This window comes from Novosphingobium sp. 17-62-19 (genome assembly GCF_002256775.1).
GTDB lineage: Bacteria > Pseudomonadota > Alphaproteobacteria > Sphingomonadales > Sphingomonadaceae > Novosphingobium.
Genome location: NZ_NCII01000070.1, coordinates 1 through 21,358 on the forward strand (window position 1 = coordinate 1; position 21,358 = coordinate 21,358).

The 21,358-nt window shown below is 62.0% G+C and carries 26 protein-coding genes; 18 read left to right on the top strand and 8 right to left on the bottom strand.

Going from position 1 to position 21,358, the window contains the following annotated elements:
- The first annotated feature begins 28 nt into the window (after positions 1-28).
- Together rpmE and B7X90_RS12930 are read left to right on the top strand one after the other, a co-directional pair.
- The gene (gene rpmE, locus B7X90_RS12925) at positions 29-253 is read left to right on the top strand and encodes a 50S ribosomal protein L31 (protein ID WP_039337458.1); all 225 of its coding nucleotides are present in this window, start codon (positions 29-31) and stop codon (positions 251-253) included.
- 114 nt (positions 254-367) lie between these two features.
- Entirely contained in the window at positions 368-808 is a 441-nt protein-coding gene (locus B7X90_RS12930; protein WP_292625065.1) for a MarR family transcriptional regulator, read from the top strand.
- Here B7X90_RS12930 and B7X90_RS12935 read toward each other — a convergent pair whose 3' ends face one another.
- On the bottom strand, positions 809-1,444 hold the full coding sequence (locus B7X90_RS12935) for a 2OG-Fe(II) oxygenase (protein WP_292625067.1): 636 nt from the start codon (positions 1,442-1,444) through the stop codon (positions 809-811).
- Between the two features lie 97 nt (positions 1,445-1,541).
- Here B7X90_RS12935 and B7X90_RS12940 point away from each other — a divergent pair, with 97 nt between their 5' ends.
- From B7X90_RS12940 to B7X90_RS13005, 14 genes are all read left to right on the top strand, one after another.
- Positions 1,542-2,000 (top strand): GspH/FimT family pseudopilin, encoded by a 459-nt coding sequence (locus B7X90_RS12940; protein WP_292625069.1) that lies wholly within the window; start codon positions 1,542-1,544, stop codon positions 1,998-2,000.
- Positions 1,990-2,364, top strand: coding sequence for a type II secretion system minor pseudopilin GspI (gene gspI / locus B7X90_RS12945; RefSeq protein ID WP_292625070.1), 375 nt, complete (start codon positions 1,990-1,992; stop codon positions 2,362-2,364). Before B7X90_RS12940 ends, gspI begins: the two co-directional genes overlap by 11 nt.
- Positions 2,361-2,957, top strand: a complete 597-nt coding sequence (gspJ, locus tag B7X90_RS12950; RefSeq protein ID WP_292625072.1) for a type II secretion system minor pseudopilin GspJ — start codon at positions 2,361-2,363, stop codon at positions 2,955-2,957. Before gspI ends, gspJ begins: the two co-directional genes overlap by 4 nt.
- Positions 2,954-3,940, top strand: coding sequence for a type II secretion system minor pseudopilin GspK (gene gspK, locus B7X90_RS12955; RefSeq protein WP_292625074.1), 987 nt, complete (start codon positions 2,954-2,956; stop codon positions 3,938-3,940). Before gspJ ends, gspK begins: the two co-directional genes overlap by 4 nt.
- A gap of 267 nt (positions 3,941-4,207) precedes the next feature.
- Positions 4,208-4,936: a heme ABC transporter permease CcmC gene (gene ccmC / locus B7X90_RS12960; protein ID WP_292625076.1), complete on the top strand. Its 729-nt coding sequence runs from the start codon at positions 4,208-4,210 to the stop codon at positions 4,934-4,936.
- 7 nt (positions 4,937-4,943) lie between these two features.
- Positions 4,944-5,084, top strand: coding sequence for a hypothetical protein (locus tag B7X90_RS12965; protein WP_292625078.1), 141 nt, complete (start codon positions 4,944-4,946; stop codon positions 5,082-5,084).
- Positions 5,081-5,548, top strand: coding sequence for a cytochrome c maturation protein CcmE (gene ccmE, locus B7X90_RS12970; protein WP_292625080.1), 468 nt, complete (start codon positions 5,081-5,083; stop codon positions 5,546-5,548). The genes B7X90_RS12965 and ccmE overlap by 4 nt, the downstream gene beginning before the upstream one ends.
- On the top strand, positions 5,545-7,500 hold the full coding sequence (locus B7X90_RS12975) for a heme lyase CcmF/NrfE family subunit (RefSeq protein ID WP_292625082.1): 1,956 nt from the start codon (positions 5,545-5,547) through the stop codon (positions 7,498-7,500). Before ccmE ends, B7X90_RS12975 begins: the two co-directional genes overlap by 4 nt.
- Positions 7,497-8,048: a DsbE family thiol:disulfide interchange protein gene (locus B7X90_RS12980; protein WP_292625084.1), complete on the top strand. Its 552-nt coding sequence runs from the start codon at positions 7,497-7,499 to the stop codon at positions 8,046-8,048. The genes B7X90_RS12975 and B7X90_RS12980 overlap by 4 nt, the downstream gene beginning before the upstream one ends.
- Before the next feature lie 5 nt (positions 8,049-8,053).
- Positions 8,054-8,470 carry a cytochrome c-type biogenesis protein gene (locus B7X90_RS12985; RefSeq protein ID WP_292625113.1) on the top strand — a complete coding sequence of 139 codons (417 nt, stop codon included), beginning with the start codon at positions 8,054-8,056 and terminating at the stop codon, positions 8,468-8,470.
- Positions 8,467-9,165, top strand: a complete 699-nt coding sequence (locus B7X90_RS12990; RefSeq protein WP_292625086.1) for a tetratricopeptide repeat protein — start codon at positions 8,467-8,469, stop codon at positions 9,163-9,165. Before B7X90_RS12985 ends, B7X90_RS12990 begins: the two co-directional genes overlap by 4 nt.
- Positions 9,166-9,330: 165 nt before the next feature.
- Complete coding sequence (locus B7X90_RS12995; protein ID WP_292625087.1) at positions 9,331-11,265, top strand: potassium transporter Kup; 1,935 nt, start codon at positions 9,331-9,333, stop codon at positions 11,263-11,265.
- A gap of 110 nt (positions 11,266-11,375) precedes the next feature.
- On the top strand, positions 11,376-12,356 hold the full coding sequence (locus B7X90_RS13000) for an HWE histidine kinase domain-containing protein (protein WP_292625089.1): 981 nt from the start codon (positions 11,376-11,378) through the stop codon (positions 12,354-12,356).
- Positions 12,357-12,373: 17 nt separating this feature from the next.
- On the top strand, positions 12,374-12,724 hold the full coding sequence (locus tag B7X90_RS13005; RefSeq protein WP_292625091.1) for a response regulator: 351 nt from the start codon (positions 12,374-12,376) through the stop codon (positions 12,722-12,724).
- Positions 12,725-12,803: 79 nt separating this feature from the next.
- Here B7X90_RS13005 and B7X90_RS13010 read toward each other — a convergent pair whose 3' ends face one another.
- The 7 genes from B7X90_RS13010 to B7X90_RS13040 form a co-directional block, all read right to left on the bottom strand.
- Entirely contained in the window at positions 12,804-13,214 is a 411-nt protein-coding gene (locus tag B7X90_RS13010) for a hypothetical protein (RefSeq protein ID WP_292625093.1), read from the bottom strand.
- Between the two features lie 76 nt (positions 13,215-13,290).
- The gene (locus B7X90_RS13015) at positions 13,291-13,863 is read right to left on the bottom strand and encodes a urate hydroxylase PuuD (RefSeq protein WP_292625095.1); all 573 of its coding nucleotides are present in this window, start codon (positions 13,861-13,863) and stop codon (positions 13,291-13,293) included.
- Positions 13,864-13,983: 120 nt separating this feature from the next.
- Positions 13,984-14,643: an inner membrane-spanning protein YciB gene (locus tag B7X90_RS13020; protein ID WP_292625098.1), complete on the bottom strand. Its 660-nt coding sequence runs from the start codon at positions 14,641-14,643 to the stop codon at positions 13,984-13,986.
- Positions 14,640-15,566 carry a signal recognition particle-docking protein FtsY gene (ftsY, locus tag B7X90_RS13025; protein WP_292625100.1) on the bottom strand — a complete coding sequence of 309 codons (927 nt, stop codon included), beginning with the start codon at positions 15,564-15,566 and terminating at the stop codon, positions 14,640-14,642. The genes B7X90_RS13020 and ftsY overlap by 4 nt, the downstream gene beginning before the upstream one ends.
- Positions 15,563-16,858, bottom strand: a complete 1,296-nt coding sequence (locus B7X90_RS13030; protein WP_292625102.1) for a MiaB/RimO family radical SAM methylthiotransferase — start codon at positions 16,856-16,858, stop codon at positions 15,563-15,565. The genes ftsY and B7X90_RS13030 overlap by 4 nt, the downstream gene beginning before the upstream one ends.
- Positions 16,855-17,664: a diaminopimelate epimerase gene (dapF, locus tag B7X90_RS13035; protein WP_292625103.1), complete on the bottom strand. Its 810-nt coding sequence runs from the start codon at positions 17,662-17,664 to the stop codon at positions 16,855-16,857. The genes B7X90_RS13030 and dapF overlap by 4 nt, the downstream gene beginning before the upstream one ends.
- Before the next feature lie 50 nt (positions 17,665-17,714).
- Positions 17,715-19,406 carry an EAL domain-containing protein gene (locus B7X90_RS13040; RefSeq protein ID WP_292625105.1) on the bottom strand — a complete coding sequence of 564 codons (1,692 nt, stop codon included), beginning with the start codon at positions 19,404-19,406 and terminating at the stop codon, positions 17,715-17,717.
- A gap of 335 nt (positions 19,407-19,741) precedes the next feature.
- On the opposite strand from B7X90_RS13040, the gene ffh reads away from it, so the two are divergent.
- Together ffh and B7X90_RS13050 are read left to right on the top strand one after the other, a co-directional pair.
- Positions 19,742-21,217 (top strand): signal recognition particle protein, encoded by a 1,476-nt coding sequence (gene ffh, locus B7X90_RS13045; protein WP_292625107.1) that lies wholly within the window; start codon positions 19,742-19,744, stop codon positions 21,215-21,217.
- Between the two features lie 44 nt (positions 21,218-21,261).
- A partial coding sequence (locus tag B7X90_RS13050; protein WP_292625115.1) for a 30S ribosomal protein S16 occupies positions 21,262-21,358 on the top strand: 97 nt, incomplete at its 3' end.

Here is a 21,358-nt window from a genome sequence, read left to right on the forward strand (position 1 = left end):
GAACCGGCTGCGCACCGGAGTTAGACCCATGAAGACTGGCATTCACCCCGACTACCACATGATCAAGGTGCAGATGACCGACGGCACCGTTTTCGAGACCCGCTCCACCTGGGGCAAGGAAGGCGATACGCTGGCGCTCGAAATCGACCCGACCTCGCACCCGGCATGGACCGGTGGCACCCGCCAGCTTGATCAGGGCGGCCGCGTTGCCCAGTTCAACAAGCGTTTCGGTGGTCTCTCGCTCAAGCGCTAAGCCACAGCCAACGCTGGAAATTCAGGGGAGGGCGGCTTCGGTCGCCCTTTTCTTTGCGTGGAACGCAGGACTTCGGGCATTGCTATCGGCGATAGCTGTCTTAAAGAACGTGTCATGACGCTGACCAATTCCCTCGAAAGCCGCCTTGGCTATCAGCTTCGCCGGGCCTCGGCCGTCATGATGGCCGATCTTTCGCGGGAGCTTTCCGATCTCGATCTGCGCCCGGCGGAAGTGACCACGCTGCTGGTCATCGCGGAAAATCCCGATTGTTCGCAGACCGAAGTGGGGCAGGCCCTTGCGATCAAGCGCGCCAACATGGTGCCGATCATCTCGCGGCTGATGGAGCGCGGTTTGGTGGACCGTCGCCGCCTGGATGGCCGCAGCCATGCGTTGAGCCTGACCGACGAAGGCCGCAAGACAGCTGATGATGCGGTTGCCAGAATCGAACGCCACGAAAGCCGCTTTACCAAACTGCTCGGCTCGCCCGATGCCGATGCGCTGTTCCGCTGCTTGCCGGTAATCCGCGCGGTGCGTGATGCAGAGCCGGACGAATGATCAGCCCCACGCCTTCTCGCGATACCATTTCGTAATCACGTATTTCAGCCCCTTGCGCACCTTCATCGCGTGATGAAGCGTACAGGGGTTTCCGCTGCCATCGGCGCGTCGGTTGTTCCAGCAAACCAGCTTGCCGCGCTCTGGTTGGATCGTCTTGTCGATCACCTTGAACCGCGTTGCACCACCGGCTTCCACGTCATTCAGATAGACCATGAAGGTCCACGTCCGCTGCCCGGCCACGCTGCAAAACCGTGCGTAGTCCACGCCACCGGGATCGAAGAAGTCGGTATGCGCCTTGAACTCCTGCCCCACGTCATAGCGCTGCCCCTGAATCGGCTCGCCAAACTGCCTGTCGATGCCCGAAAGCGCAGAAAGCTTCTGGTCCAGCGCCACAACATCTGGCTCGTCCATCGGCAGGTCACACGTTTCGCTGGTGCGGAAGTAGTGGTCGCCATCCGCATCGGCCAGCGTCGAAGGTCGCCTCTCGCGCTCAATGCGCGCCACCAGCGCCGCGCATTCCTCGGCGGAGAGGAAATCGCGCAGCACAAACATTTCCAGTCGGGGCGAGGGAACGCGCATCATGCCGGTCACGGTGAGCAGGCGTTCGGTGGATGATTCGTTGGCGGGAAATGTCATCGCGCGCAGTCTATCGCAGCGCCGCTTTGGGCCGCAACTTGAACCTGCTGGCGTCTTGGTCGTAAAACCGTCACGTTTCTGCCTCATGCGAACCAGGATGCCCCGCCACACCGTCAAGACTCCTCCACGCAACGGCTTCTCGCTGGTAGAGATGCTGGTAGTGCTGATGGTCATGGGGCTGCTAGCCACGGTGGCCGTCCTCACAATGCCGGGCGATGAACGCAAACTGCGCGACGAGGCCGAACGTTTCGCCGCCCGCACGCTCGCTGCGCGGGACGAGGCCATTATCGGCGCACGCCCTGTTTCGCTGGTAGTCAGCGATCGCGGCTACTATTTCGAGCGCCGCTTTCAGGGCCAGTGGCAGCCGCTGCCGGGCCGGGGCTTTGACCTCACCGGCTGGGCCGATGGCACCACGGCCAATGCAGGCCGCCAGCGCGTAGTGTTCGATTCGCTTGGCTTGGCCAGCAGTGAAGCCGCTGTTCGCCTCACCCGCGATGGCAACACGCTCGTCATCCACTTGCGCCGCGATGGCAAGGTCACGCTCGATGCAGGTTGAACGCAACGGCTTCTCACTGCTGGAGTTGCTCGTCGCGCTGGCCGTTTTCGCCATTGCTGCGCTAGCGTTGCTCCAGATGGAAGGCGCCAGCATCTCCCGCACGGCCGATCTTGACCAGCGCCTTCTGCGCGAGATCGTGGCGCAGAATATGGCTGCCGAGATCCTCACCGATCCTGCACCCCCACCGGTGGGCAGTGCCAGCGGCACTATCGAGAACGCTGGCCGCAGCTTCCAATGGACCCGCAATGTGGCCATGCAGGCAGACTACGGCGTCCTCTCGATTACTCTCTCAGTCCGCGAAACCAGCCCCGGCGCGCAGAGCCAGTCCTTCACCCTCGATTTCACCCGGCTCCCCGGCGCATGAGCAAGGAGCCAGCCCCAAACGGTTTCACTCTGGTCGAAATGCTCGTCGCCCTTGCCCTGTTCGCGGTGATTGCCGTCGGCGCGCTTGGCCTCTTGCGCTTCTCGGTCGATGCCGAACTCGCCAGTAGGGCCAAGACTGACAGCATCGCCGCCCAGCGCCGCTTCCTCTCCGTCTGGACCGCCGATCTGGCCCAAGCCGTCCCGCGCCCTTCGCGCGATCAATCCGGCACCCCGCGCGCTGCGTTTGAGGCGAACACCGACGGCATGATCATCCGCTTCACCCGCAGTGGTTGGGACAATCTTGACGGTTCGCCGCGCCCCGGCCTGCAAAAGGTTGAATACCGCGTAACATCCACCGCGCTCGTCCGCGCAGGCTACCCATTCCCCGATGGCGCGGTGGCAGACGCAGCCAGTGAAGTTCTCCCGCTCACCGCTCCGCCCACCGTCCGTTTTCGCAGCAAGGACGGCAACTGGCGTGACCGGTGGGAGCCGCAATTAACCACCGAACTGCCCATCGCGGTCGAACTGCTGATCCCGCAACGCGGCGTGCCGCCTTTGCGCATCGTGTCGCTGGTCGGGGTAAACTACCAGTGAACCCGCACGATCCGAAAGAACGCGGCGCCGCGCTGCTCTCGGTCTTGCTGCTCGTAGCGGTCATGGCGGTGATCGCTGCCGTCATGCTTGATCGGCTGAACCTCGCCACGCGCCTTGCCGGAAACGGGCAGGCGATGACGCAGGCACGCCTCTATGCCACGAGCGCCGAAACGTTGGCGATGGCCCGGATCAAGGCGATGGTCGATCAGTCGCAGGAACGCACGGTGGACCGGACCGGCCTGCTCGGTCGGGAGTTTCCGATGCCCCTGCTGCGCGGCACCGTGATGGCGAGGGTGGATGATGCTGGAAACTGCTTCAACCTCAATTCGCTGGTCGAGGCAGATGCCCAAGCCAACAATCGCCTGCGCCTCGTCGGCTTGAGCCAATTGCGCGCCTTGATGCGCAGCCTCGCCATTCCAGAAGGCGAAGCGGCGACTATCAGCGATTCGATTGCCGACTGGATCGATACGGACAATGTGCCCGCGCCCAATGGGGCTGAGGACGACAGCTACCAGGGCCGCCCCGTGCCTTATCGCACCGCTGGCCGCCTGATCGGCGATGTCAGCGAAATTCGCGCGGTTCGTGGCATGACGCCGCAGTTCTATGAACGCTTGCGCCCGTGGCTCTGCGCGTTGCCTGCGGCCCAACTTTCCCCACTCAATATCAACACCCTGCGCCCCGATCAGGCGCCGCTGCTGGCCATGATCGCACCCGCTGCCATCCCGGTAGACCGTGCCCGCGCGCTGATCGCAAGTCGCCCCGCGCTTGGCTGGGCCAAGGCGGAAGACGCCCTGCGCGGCTTTGGTGGCGGGGAGGGGGGCGGCATCCCCGCCGGTCAATTGCAGGTCCGCAGCCGCTGGTTTCTGCTGACGCAGACCGTCACCGTCGATTCGGCTGTGCTTGAAGAACAGGCCCTGATCGACATCGGCCTCAACCCGCCCCGCGTCGCCTTCCGCACATGGGGTGACAGGTTCAGCCGCTAAATCCTGCGGACAGGCAAAATTTCCGCTTCCCTTTCCTGCGCCTTTCTGCAAAGGGGCCACCCCGCGCAGCGTGTTCTGTGCGATCAATGTGGCGACCGTAGCTCAGTTGGTTAGACCTGTATTTCCCCCTTATGGGGCACGCGCCGAGGCATAGCCTTTTGGTGTGGATTCCCGCCATTGCGCTTGCGAGTGGACGGCCCGCGTGGCAGAGCGGGGCAAGACCGGTGGCGGACGCTTCCGGGAGAAGGATCAGACTGCTCCGCGCCCATGCACGGTTTTGCCAACCCCGCCCGTTTCCTGCGCCTTGCCCGCTGGATGATGCCGCTATTGCTGGTTTCAGGCCTGCTGCTGTCGATGGGCGCGCTGATCTACGGTATGATCGTAGTTCCGCCAGACAGGCTGATGGGTGAAACCGTGCGCATCATGTTCATCCACGTGCCTGCTGCGTGGCTGGGCATGGCCGGATGGTCCACGATAGCTATCGCCAGCATTGTCGAACTGGTCTGGCGGCACCCGCTGGCGGCCATCGCAGGTCGCGCAGCAGCCGTTCCCGGCGCAACCTTCACCGCCATCTGTCTCGCCACCGGCTCGATCTGGGCACGTCCCACTTGGGGTACATGGTGGGTGTGGGATGGGCGCTTGACCAGCTTCCTCGTGTTGCTGTTTCTCTATTTCGGCTACATTGCGCTGTCAGGCGCGGCGCAGCGTGACATGGCGGGTGGGGGCGGCGGAAACCGCATCACCGCGATCTTCGGCCTTGTCGGCGCAATCAACATCCCGATCATCAACCGATCGGTCGTGTGGTGGAACAGCCTGCACCAGCCACCTTCGATCACCGCAGGCAAGTCCGCCATCGATGGCACGTTCCTGTGGCCGCTGCTGATTGCCGCGATTGGGTTCAGCCTCATCTTTGGTGGCGTCGTAATCGCGCGTATGCGCACTCTTCTGGCCGACATTCAGGCCGAGGCGCGTCTGCGCCGGAAAGCGATGGCGTAACAAGCGTATGCGCGAAGGTCTTCAGCAATGGGATTACGTAGTGGCCGCCTTGTCGATCGGTGTGATCGGCACGCTGCTGCTGGTCGGCTGGTCACTCGCGGCTATGATCCGCGCGGAACGCCGTCGGGATAAGGTCAGAGGCAAGTGAGCACCAGTTCAGCCGGCGGCATCAAGCCCAAGCATCAGCGCCTTGTCCTCATCATAGTGGCGCTTGTCGCACTGATCGGCGCGGGGCTGCTTGCGGCCTATGCCCTGTCAAATCAGGCCAGCTATTTCTACGTGCCCGCTGATCTGGTGAAAGACCCACCCGAACAGGGCCGCGCCATCCGCCTCGGTGGCATGGTTGAAAAGGGCTCTTTGAAAACCCGTAGCGACGGCATCACCATTGATTTCGTCGTGGGCGATGGCAAGGCGCGCGTGCCTGTACGCTTCACCGGCATAACGCCAGACCTCTTCGTCGAAAATTCAGGGGTCGTTGCCGAAGGCCGCATGGAGGGCCAGACGTTCGTGGCCGACAACCTGCTCGCCAAGCACGATGAAAACTACGTCCCGCGCCAGATGGGCGACATGACCCCGGAACAGGCCAAGCAAGTGGTGGCTGAAACGCAATGATCGCCGAAATCGGCCTTGCCGTCCTGTGGATGGCCGCAGCCCTTGCCGTGTTGCAGCTCTTCGCCGGTTTTTCGGCCCTGCGCCCCGGTGGAAAAGCGCTGGCTGGTGTCGTGCGCCCGCTTGCGGTGATGCAGGGCGTGCTGGTTGCCATATCCTTCCTCGCGCTTATCGACCTGTTTCTGGAAACCGATCTTTCGGTAAAGCTGGTCGCGGCCAACAGCCATTCGATGAAGCCGTTCATCTTCAAGCTGGCGGGCACATGGGGCAACCACGAAGGCTCGATGCTGCTGTGGATCACGATCATGGCCGTTTCTGGCGGGGTGGTTGCGCTGGTGGAAAAGCGCCTGCGCGAAGACACGCTGATCGCCACGCTTGCAGGCCAGGCCTTTGTCAGCCTTGGCTTCTATGCCTTCCTGCTGCTCTCCTCCAATCCGTTCGAACGCCTGCCCGAACCCGCGCCCGAAGGGCAGGGGCTGAATCCGTTGCTGCAGGACATCGGCCTCGCCTTCCACCCGCCGACGCTCTACGTCGGCTACGTTGGCCTTTCGGTCGCATTCAGCTTTGCCATCGGCGCGCTGATCACGCGTGATGTTGGTCCGGCCTTTGCCCGCGCGATGCGGCCGTGGGTTCTGGGTGCATGGATTTTCCTCACGGTCGGCATCACTGCCGGATCGTATTGGGCCTATTACACGCTCGGCTGGGGCGGCTGGTGGTTCTGGGATCCGGTTGAAAACGCCTCGTTGATGCCGTGGCTTGCAGCCACCGCACTGCTCCATTCGTGCTCGGTCCTCGCCAGTCGCAATGCCTTGCGCGCGTGGACGGTGATGCTCGGCGTGATCGCGTTTTCGATGTCGATGGTCGGTACGTTCCTCGTCCGCTCCGGCATCCTCACCTCGGTCCACGCCTTCGCGGTCGATCCTGAACGCGGTTCATTCATCCTTGCGCTGCTCGCCATCTACATCGGCGGCGCATTGGCGCTGTTCGGCATCCGCGCTTCGACCGTGACTGAGGGTGAGCGGTTCAGCCTGTTCAGCCGCGAAGCCAGCCTCGTGTTCAACAACGTGATGCTGTGCGGCATCCTCGGCATCGTCCTGCTCGGCACGCTCTATCCGCTGATGACAGAGGCGTTCGGCGCCAAAGTCTCGGTCGGCCCGCCTTACTTCAACCCGGTTTCGGCCATCTTCGCCATCCCGATGATGTTGATGATGGGCGTCGGCCCGCTCTTGCGCTGGCGCAAGGACAAGCCCTCGCGCATCACCGCCATGGTGGCCGTGCCTGCGCTGCTGGTCGCGCTGGTCCTGCTGGCCATCGTGTTGATGTTCCCGTCGATCCGTGTGCTGCCAATGCTCGGCATCGCGGTGGGGGCAGGGCTTGCCGTGGCAAGCTGGCTCCCGCTCAAGGGTCGCAATTTGCGCCGCACCCCGCTCAGCGTCTGGGGCATGGTCGTTGCCCACTGCGGCCTCGGCGTGGCGCTGCTCGGCGCGGCGAGCGAGAGCGCGTTCTCCACTGAACGCCTCGCCGCCATGAACGTGGGCGATACGCAAAGCGTCGGCCCCATTGCGCTAAAGCTGGAAAAGATCGAACCTGTCGCCGGGCCGAACTGGACCGCCATCGAAGCCACGGTATCCGCCTCCTACAAAGGTGGCGGGGCTGTGACGCTCCACCCACAGGCGCGCACTTTCACCTCGCCACCGGGTGAGCGCACCGAATCAGCGCTTTACACCCGCTGGAACGGCCAGCTCTATGCCGTGCTGGGCAACGAAGGCGACGATGGCCGCTGGCAGATGCGTTTCTGGTGGAAGCCGTTCGTCCCGCTGCTCTGGCTAGGCGGCTTGCTTGTGGCATTCGGCGGTTTGCTGGCGCTGATTGGCCGCGTGGCGCAGGACGTGAAGCGACTGCGGGTGGGTGACAAGATCGCTTTCCGCAAGACCCGGCAGGATATGCTGAAATGAGCGAGCAACCGCCCAAACGCTCTGGCATTGCCATCTGGCTCCCCCTCGCGCTGTTCGGTGCATTCTTTGCGCTCGTCATCTGGGGGCTCTACCGCCCGGCTGACCGCGAAGTGGCCAGCGCCTTCATCGGCAAGCCACTGCCGCAATTCAACCTGCCCGCCGCCACCAAAGAACGCCCAGGCCTTACGACTGCCGCAATGACAACCGGCAAGCCTCGCCTGCTCAACGTCTTCGCCAGCTGGTGCGTCCCTTGCGCGGTCGAAGCGCCGCAGCTTGAAGCGTTGCGCCAGCAAGGCGTAGAGATCGACGGCGTCGCCATCCGTGACCGCAAGGCAGACCTCGACCGCTTCCTCGCCACCTATGGCAACCCTTTCGCCCGTATCGGGAAGGATGACCTGTCCGAAGTGCAACTCGGCATTGGTTCATCCGGCGTGCCAGAAACCTTCGTGATCGATGGCAAGGGCGTGATCCGCCACCAGCACATCGGCGAAATCCGGCCCGAAGACGTGCCCATGATCCTCGAAAAGCTGAAGGAGGCGCAATCGTGAGGCACATGTTGATCGCGCTTGTCGCGCTCCTCCTCGCCGCCCCTCTGGCCGCGCAGGACCAGATGCCGCCGGCCCCTCTGGCCTACAAACAACTCGATGATCCAGCGCTCGAAGCCAAGGCGCAAGGCCTCATGGAAACCCTGCGCTGCCTCAAGTGTCAGAGCCAGTCCATCGCCGACAGCGACGCGCCGATGGCGGGTGACATGCGCCATCAGGTCCGCACTCGCATTGCCGCCGGGGAAGAGCCGGAAGCCATCCGCACATGGCTGGTTGAACGCTATGGCGATTACGTGAGCTACGCGCCGCAGAACAAACCGATCATGTGGCCGCTCTTCGCAGCGCCGCTGGTGATACTGCTCCTTGCCGTGTTCCTGCTGCGCGGACGCTTCCGCAGTGCAGGCAAGAAGGTGACTGGCGAATGACCTGGGTTATCGTCCTCCTGATTGCCGCCGTTGCATTCGGTGCCATGGCCTTCGCGCTCAAGATGCCCCGCGCAGGCTGGGAACTCACAGGCGCGGCGCTGCTCGTCGGCATTGCCGGTTACGCGCTGCAAGGTATGCCAAACATGCCCGGCGCGCCCAAGGCACCGGTTGAGAACAAGCGTGCTGCCGATGAAGCGTTGATCAAGCAACGCCAGCAGATGGGCGATGGCTTTGCCAAGGGTGCCAGTTGGATGATCCTTGCCGATGGCCTTGCCCGGCAGGGCCAGTTTGGCGCTTCAGCCGAAGTTCTGCGCAAGGGTACGCAGCAGTTCCCGCAGGATGCGGACCTGTGGGTTTCGCTCGGCAATGCGCTGGTCGGCCATTCCGATGGCCTGATAACCCCCGCCGCGCAGTTCGCTTTCCAGAAAGCGGCCAGCATTGATCCGGCCCATCCCGGCCCACCGTTCTTCATGGGCCTTGCGCTGGCGCAGTCGGGCCGTTTGCCCGATGCTCGCGCAGTCTGGGCCGAACTGCTCGAACGCTCTCCCACCGATGCCCCCTGGCGTGCAGACCTTGCCGCGCGAATCCAGCGCATCGATTCGATGCTGGCGATGACCGATGGCGCCGAAACCGCAGGCGCACCGGTCGATGATCAGCCCCCTGCGCCCGGGGCTTCGCCCCAAGTCGCTGAATAAGCGCACAAAATTTCGCTTTGAGATGGGCTGGCGGCGCGTCGGTTTTCGCTGGCCAGGCTCAGGCTTTCGCACCATTGCAGGGGTCATGGGGCAGTGCTAAAGCGCCGCGCCGGTCCGCCGTTTCGGGGGACGGAACAGGGCTGAAAAGCCGGGGGCACGGTCGTCATGAGTAATGCCGAAACCACTGCAGAAAGCCCCGGCACAGTCGCGCCTGCTTCTGGGCCAGCCTCTGGCGGGCACGGCCATTCCCAAGGCTCCCTGTTCAAACTCGCCGTCGGCGCCATCGGCGTCGTCTTCGGCGACATTGGCACCAGCCCGCTATACGCCCTGCGCGATACCTTCGCCGGGCACCATCCGCTCCCGCTCGATCTCATGCACATCTTCGGCATCATCAGCCTGATGTTCTGGTCGATGATGATCATCGTGACGTTCAAATATGTCACGGTCATCATGCGGGCCGACAACAAGGGTGAGGGCGGCAGCCTCGCGCTGTTGGCGCTGATCAACCAGCACACCGATGGCAAGCGCTGGGGCAAGGGCATCATCCTGCTTGGCGTGTTCGCCACCGCATTGTTCTATGGCGATTCGATGATCACGCCTGCGGTGTCGGTCATGGGCGCGATTGAAGGTGTCGCGGTCTATCGCCCATCGATGCAGGGTATGATCGTGCCGCTGGTCGTTACCATCCTGATCGGGCTGTTCTTTATCCAGAGTCGTGGCACCGAAAAGGTCGCTGCGTTCTTCGGCCCGATCATGCTGCTCTATTTCGCGACGATTTCGGTTCTCGGAGCCATCAGCATCGCGCAGTATCCGCAGGTCATGGCCGCGCTCAGCCCGCACTATGCGGTTACCATGTTCATCAGTGATCCCTTCCGTGGTTTCCTCGCGATGGGTGCGGCGGTGCTGGCCGTGACGGGTGCAGAGGCGCTCTACGCCGATATGGGCCACTTTGGCCGTCGCCCGATCCGCCTGTCATGGTTGGTGTTCGTTCTACCGGCGCTGGTGCTCAATTATCTGGGCCAAGCCTCGCTGCTGATCCGCAATCCGGCTGCGATTGAAAGCCCGTTCTATCTGCTCGCACCCGAATGGTTCCAGTGGCCGCTGCTGTTCATTGCCTCGGCTGCCGCGGTCATCGCCTCGCAGGCTGTGATCTCAGGCGCGTTCTCGGTCACGCAGCAGGCCATCCAGCTCGGCTTCATCCCGCGCATGACGATCAAGCACACGTCCACCGCAGCGGGCCAGATCTATATCCCGGTGATCAACTGGGCACTGATGATCGCGGTGATCGTGCTGGTGCTGGTGTTCCAGCGCTCGTCCAACCTTACCGCAGCTTATGGTATCGCGGTGACTGGCGCGATGCTGATCGACAACTTCCTGCTTGCGGTTGTGCTGTTCAAGCTGTGGCACTGGAAGGCACCCGCTGCCGTCGCCATGCTCGCGCTGTTCTTCACCATCGACGCGGCGTACCTTGGCGCGAACCTTACAAAGATTCCCGATGGTGGCTGGGTGCCGCTGGTCATGGGCGTGGCGATTTTCACGCTGCTCACCACCTGGTCACGTGGGCGCGCATTGATGCGGGCGAACATGGCCGAAGGTACGATCCCGCTCGAAGTCTTCACCAAGTCCGCCCATTCCAGCGCGGCCCGCGTTCCCGGCACAGCCATCTTCATGGCCTCCACCGCTGCTGGCGTGCCTTCGGCGCTGCTCCACAACATCAAGCACAACAAGGTGCTGCACGAACGCGTGGTGATTCTCACCGTTTCGATCGAGGACGTGCCCTTTGTCGAGGAAGCCGAACGCTTCTCGGTCAAGGACTACTCCAACGGCTTCTACCGCCTGACCATGCGTTTCGGTTTCCTTGAAGAAACCGACGTCCCGGCCGCGCTCAAGAAGGTCAGCATGTGCGGTGAACCGTTCAACATGATGAAGACCAGTTTCTTCCTTTCCCGCCAGACGCTGATCGCATCTGACAAGCCGGGCATGGCCCTGTGGCGCGAAAAGTTGTTTGCATGGATGCTGCGCAATGCTGCCAGCGCGATGGAGTTCTTCCGTCTGCCCACCAATCGCGTGGTGGAACTCGGAAGCCAGTTGAAGATCTGACGCCCCCGACACGTCCATTTCGGTTCATCGCGCTTTGCAGAGCAAAGACTTGGATTGCCTTGAAAACGCGATAATCTGCCACGATGACTGGCGAACTGGGGCGCACAGCAATGCCTGACAAAGCGCTCTTGCGTGAAATACTTGATGCCCAATTGGAAATGGTCTGCCGCTTTCGGGCAGATGGCACGATTCTGTTCGTCAATCGCGCTTATGCCGCCTCACTTGGCCACACGTCTGAGGAGATGACCGGGCGGAACCTCTGGGCTTATGTGACCGAGGAGGACCACGCCCACGTCAATCAGATGCTTGAACAGCTGACGCCAACTTCACCAGAACTCACCATTGAGAACCGCTTTGAAACAGCAAAAGGCACACGCTGGGTGCTTTGGCGCAATCACGCATTGGCTTTTGATGCCGAAGGCCGTTGGCAAGAGGCACAATCCACCGGCATCGACATAACCGAACGCAAGCAGCTTGAAGAGCAACTGGAACTGCTTGTCGGCGAACTCAATCACCGCGTGAAAAACACGCTGATGGTGGTGCAGGCGATGGCGCATCAGACCTTTCGCGGCACTGGCCTGCCACCACAGCCGGTGGCCACGTTCAACAATCGCCTGGGCGCGCTATCGGGTGCGCATGATGCGCTCAGCCGGGCCAACTGGGCGGGAGCCACGTTGGCGGAGATCGTCCATCAAGGCCTGCTGATCTGCGGCCCTGATGACATGCGGCTGGACATCGGCGGACCTGCGGTGCTGCTTCCGTCCAACGCCACTGTGTCGATGGTCATGGTACTGCACGAACTGGCCACAAACGCGATGAAATACGGCGCGCTTTCCACGATCTCGGGCAGCGTCTCCATCCAGTGGACGTTTGAACCTTCATCGAATGCAACCGGCACGGTCATGATCGATTGGCGCGAAAGCGGCGGGCCGGAAGTCGCCAAACCGACGCGCCGGGGTTTTGGATCACGGCTTGTGTCTGATGCCGTTCCCCGGCAATTAGGTGGATCGGTGCAGCTTGATTATGCGCCGTCCGGGCTGCATTGCCGCATCTCGGTGCCGGGGGCCATTTGCGTGGCGGGGATGCAATAGATGAATGCGGGCCAGAAATGATCGAAGGTAAGCGCATCCTCGTTGTCGAAGATGAATTTATCGTCGCGGCCATGCTGTGCGATACGCTCGAAGATGCGGGCGCGGTGCCACTTGGTCCCGTCGGTCGTGTCAATGAAGCGCTGGAAGCAGTTGCGGCGGGTGGCATTGATGCTGTTGTGCTCGATTGGAATCTTGGTGGCGAACCGAGCTTGCCTGTCGCTACCGCGCTGGCGGAACGCGGTGTGCCCTTTGTCATCGCCACTGGTTATGGTTCGGTCGACGCGCCGTTCAACGATCGGCCGATTTTGGGTAAACCCTATGTGTCGGGTCAGTTGATTGCTAAATTGGGGGCGTTTTTTCAGGGCTGATGTGGGGCTGCCCGGCGTCTCCGGGGCTCCACTGGCTCAGCGCCCAATGCGCGATGCGGAACCCCGGACAAGCGGAGCGTCAGTCCTTCTTGGCTTCGCTCACGGATTCATTGTGCAGGCTGGCTTCAGCTTCGGCCGCTTCCTGCTTCACATTGGCAGCAGCCTTGCTGCCCAATTCGTCGGTTGCCGCAGCGGCATCATCTACGGCTTTAGCAGCCTTGTCGCCCAGTTCATCGGTTGCTGCAGCGGCCTTGTCGGCGGCATTGGCCACGTCATTACCAGCCGATTCAGCTGTCGTTTCGGCGGCATCCTGTGTCTGTTCCGAACAGGCGGAAAGAGCCAGGGCACTGGCTGCAGCGGCGGCGATCAGGGTAAATTTGCGCATGTCTTGGGTAACTCCCCTTTGGTGTCTCACCCGCAGCGCGGGTTGAGAGGGCAACGCCCGGACCTGCAAAAATATCCCGGCGGTCTCAAATGCTTGGTCATTCATTGCGCAACGCGAAACGAATGGGAGCGCGGCATCCGCAAATGCCGCGCTCCGTTTTCAATCGACAATCTGAGCCAGATCAGCCCAGATTTGCGCTTACCATTGCAAAGAGCATAGGCAGCGAAAGCAGCGTGTTGGTGCGGCTTGCATAGAGCGCGCGCGGTGCAGCAGCAGCCTTTTCTTCAGCCGTCGCTTCCACGATGCCCAGGATCTTCTTCTGGGCGGGCCAGATGATGAACCACACGTTGAACGCCATGATCAACGCCAGCCACATGCCAAGGCCGATCAGGTTGACATTGCCTTCTCCAGAGAAGGTCATGGCCTGATGGGCATAGCCCGAAACGATGGCGATGCCGAGGCCGGTCAACACGGTCAGCAGCGCGGCATAGCGGAAGAAGAAGAACACCTTGGGCGCAATGTGCCCGGTGATCGCGCCTTTCTGTTCGGCTGGAATTTTCGGCATGGTGGGCACCTGCACGAAGTTCAGGTAATAGAGCAGGCCGATCCACAAGATGCCAAAGAACACGTGCATCCAGCGCAGCACCGAATTGGCATCCACCGGCGCGGAATCGCCATAGGCGAACATCACAGCGATGGTGGCGATCAAGCCTACAACCAGTACGAGATGAAGATTGCCAAAGAATTTGGCCATGAGAATTCCCCCTATTTGCAACCGTCATTTGGCAGGGGCACGACCATGCCCCCTGCGGTTGCCGCGCATATTACGATGCACGGTGCAAAAGTCACACAAAAAGGGGTGGCAGGCGCCTGCTCAATCGTGCGGGGGATTCTTCTCGACGTCAGTTTCCGCACCCACCGCCAGCCCGTGCTTCAGCAGCATCGGAATTTGCGAGAACGTGAACAGGAACGACAGTGTGGTTACACCCCACAGCTTGGCCTGCAGCCAGATCTCGAAATTGCCGTTGGCGGTGTTGAAGAAGTACCGCAAAACCTCGTTCAGCCCGGCAAGGAACAGAAAGAAGAACGCCCAGTTGCGTGACAGCTTCAGCCAGCCTTCGTTGCTCAGGCCCTCAAACGCGGCCTCCAGCAGATAGCGCAGCATCGGCTTGCCTTTGGCCAGTCCCGCAAACAGCACGCCCGCAAAAAGCAGGTAGATCGCGGTCGGCTTCACCTGGATCCAGAAGGGATCGCCCAGAAGCACGGTCAGCGTGCCGAAGCCGAGGATCAGAACGGTAGACAGCCACAGCATCGGCGAAATCTTGCCCAGCCGCAGCTTTGAGATGACCAGCGCTGCCACCGTTGCCACCATGAACATCGCCGTGCCCTTGGTCACCGCTACCACTTCGGCAAGGCCTGCATCGCCGCCAGCGGGTTTGAAATAGCGATAGGCGAGGAAGAACACGAGCAGCGGGCCATAATCGACCAGCAGGTTCACCCAGGAGGACTTGGGTTTCGGTTTCGTCTCGCTCACCGGTAAACTCCTGCGATGACCTTGGCCAGCAGGTCGGGGTCGAAAGGCCGCAGATCGTCGATCTTCTCACCCACGCCAATCGCGTGGATCGGCAGGCCATATTGCTCGGCCGCTGCCACCAGCACGCCGCCGCGCGCGGTGCCGTCCAGCTTGGTCATGATCAGGCCGGTCACGCTCGCCACTTCCTTGAAAATCTCGATCTGTTGCAAGGCGTTCTGCCCATTGGTCGCATCGAGCACCAGCACCACGTCATGCGGCGCTTCTGGGTTCAGCCGACCGAGAACGCGGCGCACTTTGGCCAGTTCGTCCATCAGTTCGCGCTTGTTTTGCAACCGGCCCGCCGTGTCCACGATCAGCGTGTCGATTCCGGTGTCTGTGGCCGATTTCACCGCGTCGAACACAATGGCCGCCGGGTCGCCGCCTTCCGGCCCGGTCACGATGGGAATGCCCAGCCGCTCGGCCCAGACCTTCAACTGGCCGATGGCGGCGGCGCGGAAGGTGTCCCCTGCGGCGAGCATCACGCCATAGTCCTGCTCCTGGAACAGGTGCGCCAGCTTGGCGATGGTGGTGGTCTTGCCCGAACCGTTCACGCCAATCACGAGAATCACTTGCGGGCGCGGAAAAGCCACGATTTCCAGCGGCTTGGCCACGGGGCGCAGGATCGCGGCGATTTCCTCGGCCACGGCTTCCTTCAGGCCCTGCGCGTCCACACCACTCTCGAACTTCGCGGCCTTCAGCTTCTCGCGGATACGCGCCGCGGCGCGGGGGCCAAGGTCGGAGAGGATCAGCGCGTCCTCAAGATCGTCAAGCTGCGCCTCGGTCAGCCGCGATGCGCCGACAATGCCGCCAAGGTTTTCGGCAAGCCGTTCGGAAGTCTTGCGAAAACCTCCCAGCAGGCGGTCGGACCAGCTTTCGCCACTCATTCCAGTATTCCTTCAACAATCTTGGTCGGCGTCACCGTCACGAGACTGCCCGCCGCCACGCCTTGTGGCACGCGATAGCTCGCAAAGTGGCCCGCATGGCCGGTTCCGTCGCGCTCGGCAAGGATTTCAGCGGGTTTGCCGATGAGCGTGGCGAGCCAGCGGACGCGTTCTTCGGCCACCGCGGCCCGCACTTCGGCCGCACGCTCACGCACCAGCACCGGATCGACTTGTGGCATCCGCGCCGCCGGGGTGCCGGGGCGGGGGGAGTAGGGGAAAATGTGGCCATGGACGATCCCGCATTCGCGCACGATGGAGACGTTTTCCTCATGCATTTCAGCGGTTTCGGTAGGGAACCCGGCGATCAGGTCCGCGCCGATGGCAATGTCCGGGCGCCGCGCCTTCATCTGTTGCACGAGGTCAATCGCCCGCGCGCGGGAGTGCCGCCGTTTCATCCTTTTCAGCACCATGTCGCTGCCAGACTGTAGCGAAAGGTGGATGTGCGGCATTACGCGTGGTTCGGAGGTGATGAGGTCGAAGAGGAGCGGATCGATCTCCACCCCGTCGAGCGAGGAGAGGCGAAGCCGGGGGAGGGTGGGGAACGCTTCGAGGATTGTGGCGACGAGATTGCCGAGCTTTGGAGCATTCGGCAGGTCAAAGCCCCATGAGGTCACGTCGACGCCGGTCAAGACCACCTCATTGACGCCCCAATGGCCGCTTTGGTGCGCTTTAGGTGCATTTAGGTGCAAGTTGGTGCTGTTCGGAAATATTGCGTTTTCGACCGCTGAAAGCACATCAACTATCGGCAAAGAAACGCTTTTTCCGCGCCCTTGGGGGATGATGCAGAATGTGCAGGCATGATCGCACCCGTTCTGCACCGGAACGAAAGCACGGGTGTGCGATCCAACACGCCGACCCTCCGCAACACGCTCATTGCTCCCCCGCGAAGGCGGGGGCCTCAGGCCGTCTTTAACAACATCGAGGCCCCCGCCTTCGCGGGGGAGCCAGCTTTGTTCAAGAAGTTTGACCGTGTTGGAAACCACTGCATCGACTTCCGCCATCGCGGCAAAGGCCTCAGCCTCAATCGTCGCAGCGCACCCCGTCACGACCAGGCGCGCATCGGGATGTTCACGCCGCAGCTTGCGCACCGCGCGGCGCGATTGGCGCACGGCCTCAGCCGTCACCGCGCAGGAATTGACCACCACCGTGGGCGGGCCGTCGGCCAGAAACCCCCGTATCGCCTCGCTTTCAGCGATGTTCAGGCGGCAGCCGAGTGAGACGACTTCAACGCTCATGCCGGAAAATCGGCATCCTCGAACGTGCCTTCGAAGCTCAAGGTGGCAGGGCCGGTCATGTCGATTGTGCTACCATCTGGCCAAGTGATCGTCAGCGGGCCGCCGGGCAGGTCTACAAGCACCTTGCGCCCCGTCAGCTTGCGGCGGATCGCGGCGACGGCGGTGGCGCAGGCGCCGGTGCCACAGGCGCGCGTCAGGCCCACGCCACGTTCCCAGACACGCAGCTTGAGGTGATCGGGACCGACCACACTAGCGACGTTAACGTTGATTTTCTGCGGAAAAAGCGGGTCACACTCGATCAGCGGGCCGAGCCGTTCTAGGTCCACCGCATCGGCATCTGGCACGAAGAAGATCACATGCGGATTGCCGACATTGACGCCGACCGGGTTCTCCAGTTCCTCCCAACCGACAGGCATTTCCAGCGTGTCCATCGCGTAGGCTACCGGGATTTCGTCCCAGCCAAGGCGAGGTGCGCCCATATCGACCGAGACGCCCTCGGCGCGGGCTTTGGAGTGGATCAATCCGCCAAGTGTTTCAATGCTTTGGGTGCCGCCCAGCAGCAGGCCCACAGCGCGGCTGGCGTTGCCGCACGCTTCGACCTCGCTGCCATCGTGATTGAAGATGCGCATCTTCACATCGGCCAGACTTGACGGTTCCAGCACGATCAACTGATCGCAACCGATGCCGGTGCAACGATCGGCCAGCCCGGCGGCCCGGCGTGCGGACATGGTGACCGGCACTTCGCGGGCGTCGATCACCACGAAATCATTGCCGAGGCCGTGCATCTTGCGGAAGGGAATGCGCATGAGGCGCGACTTAGGGATTGCCGCGCCTCAAGGCAATGTGCGGCTGAAATTCAGGCCGTGGCGGCGCGCGGTGGTTCCGGCTGATCCTCGGCGGTGGTTGCCTCAATTACTGGCCCCATCGGCAACAAGTTGCCCTTTGCCAGCAAGGCGCGCACGGAATTGGCGTCTGATGGCTGACCGTAAAGGAAGCCCTGGCCTTTGAAGGAACCATATTTCCGAAGTTCAGCAAGCACTTCGGTGGTTTCGATGCCTTCTGCCGTGATGGGCAGGTTCAGGCCCTTGCCGAGCGAGGAGATCGCCTCGACGATGGTGTCGCTGTCCTTGCTCTTGCCGAGGTTCGAGACGAAGAAGCGGTCGATCTTGATCTGGTCGAACGGTAGCGTCCGCAATTGCGCAAGGCTGGAATAGCCGGTGCCGAAATCATCCAGGCTGATTCGGATGCCCTGATTCTTCAGGCTGGTAATCAGTGTGCGGACCACGCCGATGTTTTCGTGCAAGCAGGTTTCGGTGATTTCGATGTCCAGCCGGTGCGGCGGGAAATTGGCTTCTACCAGCAGCTTGAGAAGCTTCTGGGCAAACCACGGATCGCGCAACTGCATGGGCGAGATGTTGACCGAAAGCGTCAGGCGTGGGTCCCAATCGCGGGCATCCACGAGGGCCTGACGGATCAGACTTTCCGACAGTTCAGAAATGAGGCCGATTTCCTCGGCAATGGCGATGAAGATTTCGGGCGAGAGCAGGCCGTGTTTCGGGCTTTTCCAGCGGGCCAGCATTTCGAAACCGGTAAGTTCGCCCGTATCGAGATCGATCTGTTTTTCATAGAACGGGACGAATTCGCCGCGAGGAATGCCATCGCGGATGCCGCGTTCCAGCTCACTGCGGAAGCGCAACTCGTTTTCCATGCTCTGTTCGAACCAGCAATAGCGGTTCCGGCCCGATTTCTTGGCCTGATACATGGCAAGATCGGCGCGGTGCATCAGCTTGGCCGCAGCTTCGCCGGGCTGGTAACTTGAACGATCAGCCGAAGTGGCGAGGCCGAACGAGGCCGTAATGTCAAGCACCACGCCTTCGACTTCGATCGGCCGGTTGATGGCAATGCTGATGCGAGCCATCAGGCGTTCGATCGCTTCGACGTGGTCGGGATCATAGATCGCGGCAAAAGCGAATTCGTCACCGCCCAGACGCGCCATGATGGAACGGTCGGGCAGAATGTCGCCAATGCGGCGCGCGGATTGCAGCAGCACCTCGTCCCCGGCCTTGTGGCCGTGCGCGTCGTTCGCGCGTTTGAAATTGTCGAGATCCATCATCACCACAACCACTTCGTGGCCGGTGGTGCGGGCGGTCTCGATCATCTCGTCCAGCGCGGGGCTGATGCTGCGCCGATTGAGGCAGCCGGTGAGTGGATCGGTATGGGCAAGCCGATGCGCGGTTTCCTCCGCTTCGCGACGCTGGCCCACTTCGCGGGTGAGATCGACATAGCGGCGCCAACCGAACAGCAGCAGCGCGATGTTGAGGATCAGCGCAACGCTGAGCATCGGTTCGCGCGGGCGGGCGCCAGTCAGGACCGAACGGAGGAAATCGGTGAGGACCGTCGATCCGTTGGCAACGAACAACAGCACGGCGGCAATGATGATGCCGAGACCGACATAATCATGGACCGGCTTTTCGGCTAACCCATCTGTGGTATTTCCGTCGATTTGCCCGGTCTGAATTGGCCCGGTTTGAATTGGCGCTGTTGCCATAACCCCTGCTTCCGCTTGTTGCCATCAGCAGGAACAATCCCTGCCAAAAGGCTTTACCCGTCGACCCTGAAACTAGGTGAACGTCCTGAAGTTTTGGTTAAGAATGGGTTGGGAGGCCCGGTTTCCCGCGGTTCCGGCAGGGATGCGTCCCAACCCGCTTGCCTTGAGGTGCGACAACGGCTAAGGGCCTCGCGTCGAAGGGCTTTGCCTTTCGTGTTTTTACAACGGCCCCTGTTCAGGATGCCACACGCTGGTCGGCGAGGTTTCGCCCACCGGCGTTTTTCGCGTTACGCGAAAATGGCATTGGTTCAAGGGCTTGATGATAGGAATTGGGCGTGTTCGATAGTCTTTCAGACCGGCTTGGAGGCGTGTTTGACCGCCTGCGTGGCCGCGGCGCGCTGCGCGAGGAAGACGTTCTGGCCGCGATGCGCGAAGTGCGGATCGCGCTGCTGGAAGCCGATGTCGCGCTCCCGGTCGTCCGTAGATTTATTGAATCCGTTTCGGAGCAGGCTGTCGGTCAATCGGTTCTCAAATCGGTCACGCCCGGCCAGCAAGTTGTCAAGATCGTCAACGACGCGCTGGTCGAGATGCTGGGCGGCGGGACTGCCGAACTGGATCTGAATGCCGCGCCGCCGGTGGTGATCATGATGGTCGGCCTGCAGGGTTCGGGCAAGACCACCAGCACCGCCAAGATCGCCAAGCTGCTGAAAGAGAAGCACGGCAAGAAGGTTCTGATGGCCTCGCTGGACGTCAATCGTCCGGCCGCGCAGGAACAGCTCAAAGTGCTGGGCGAGCAGGCAGGCGTTGCTACACTGCCGATCATCGCTGGTCAGATGCCGGTGGACATCGCCACGCGCGCGGTGAATGCGGCAAAGCTGCAGGCGGTGGACGTGCTGATGCTCGATACCGCGGGCCGCTTGCATGTCGATGCGGCACTGATGGACGAGATGAAGGCGGTTTCGGCCGTCTCGGTGCCCAAGGAAACGCTGCTCGTCGTCGATTCGCTGACCGGGCAGGACGCGGTCAACGTGGCGCAGTCGTTCGCAGGCGAAGTGAACCTGACCGGCGTAGTGCTGACCCGTATGGACGGCGATGCGCGCGGCGGTGCGGCGCTTTCGATGCGCGCGGTCACTGGCAAGCCGATCAAGTTTGCGGGCACCGGCGAAAAGCTGGACGCGATTGAACCGTTCCACCCTGAGCGCGTGGCAGGCCGTATTCTGGGCATGGGCGACATCGTCTCCATCGTCGAGAAGGCGGCGGCGACGATTGACGCCGAGGACGCTGAACGACTGGCGCAGCGGATGTCGAAGGGGCAGTTCGACATGAACGACCTGCGCTCGCAATTGCGGCAGATGCAGAACATGGGCGGGCTTGGCGCGCTGGCCGGCATGATGCCGGGCATGAAGAAGGCCAAGGCAGCGATGGCGCAATCGGGCATGGATGACCGCGTGCTGCTGCGCATGGACGCGATCATCGGTTCGATGACGCCCAAGGAGCGCGAAAAGCCCGAACTGCTCAACGCCAAGCGCAAGATCCGCGTGGCCAAAGGTTCCGGCACGCAAGTGCAGGACGTGAACAAGCTTCTGAAGATGCATCAGGAAATGGCCAAGGCCATGAAGCAGATCAAGAAGATGGGCGGCTTGAAGGGCCTTGGCGCGCTGTTTGGAAAGGGTGGCCTTGGCGCCGCCATGCCGGGGCTGGACCAGCAGATGGGGCCGGGTGGCCTTGGCGGTATGGGCGGTGGTGGTCTGCCGGGGTTGGGTTCGGGCGCTCTGCCGGGCAACCTTGGCGATCTGCTCAAGAAGAAATGAGTTTTCCAGTTTTCGTTTTTCGGTTTGATTGAAAGGTAGTTCAGATGTCGGTTTCTCTCCGTCTTTCGCGTGGTGGTTCGAAGAAGCGCCCGTATTACAAGGTCGTCGTTTCCAACAGCCGCGCGCCGCGCGATGGCAAGT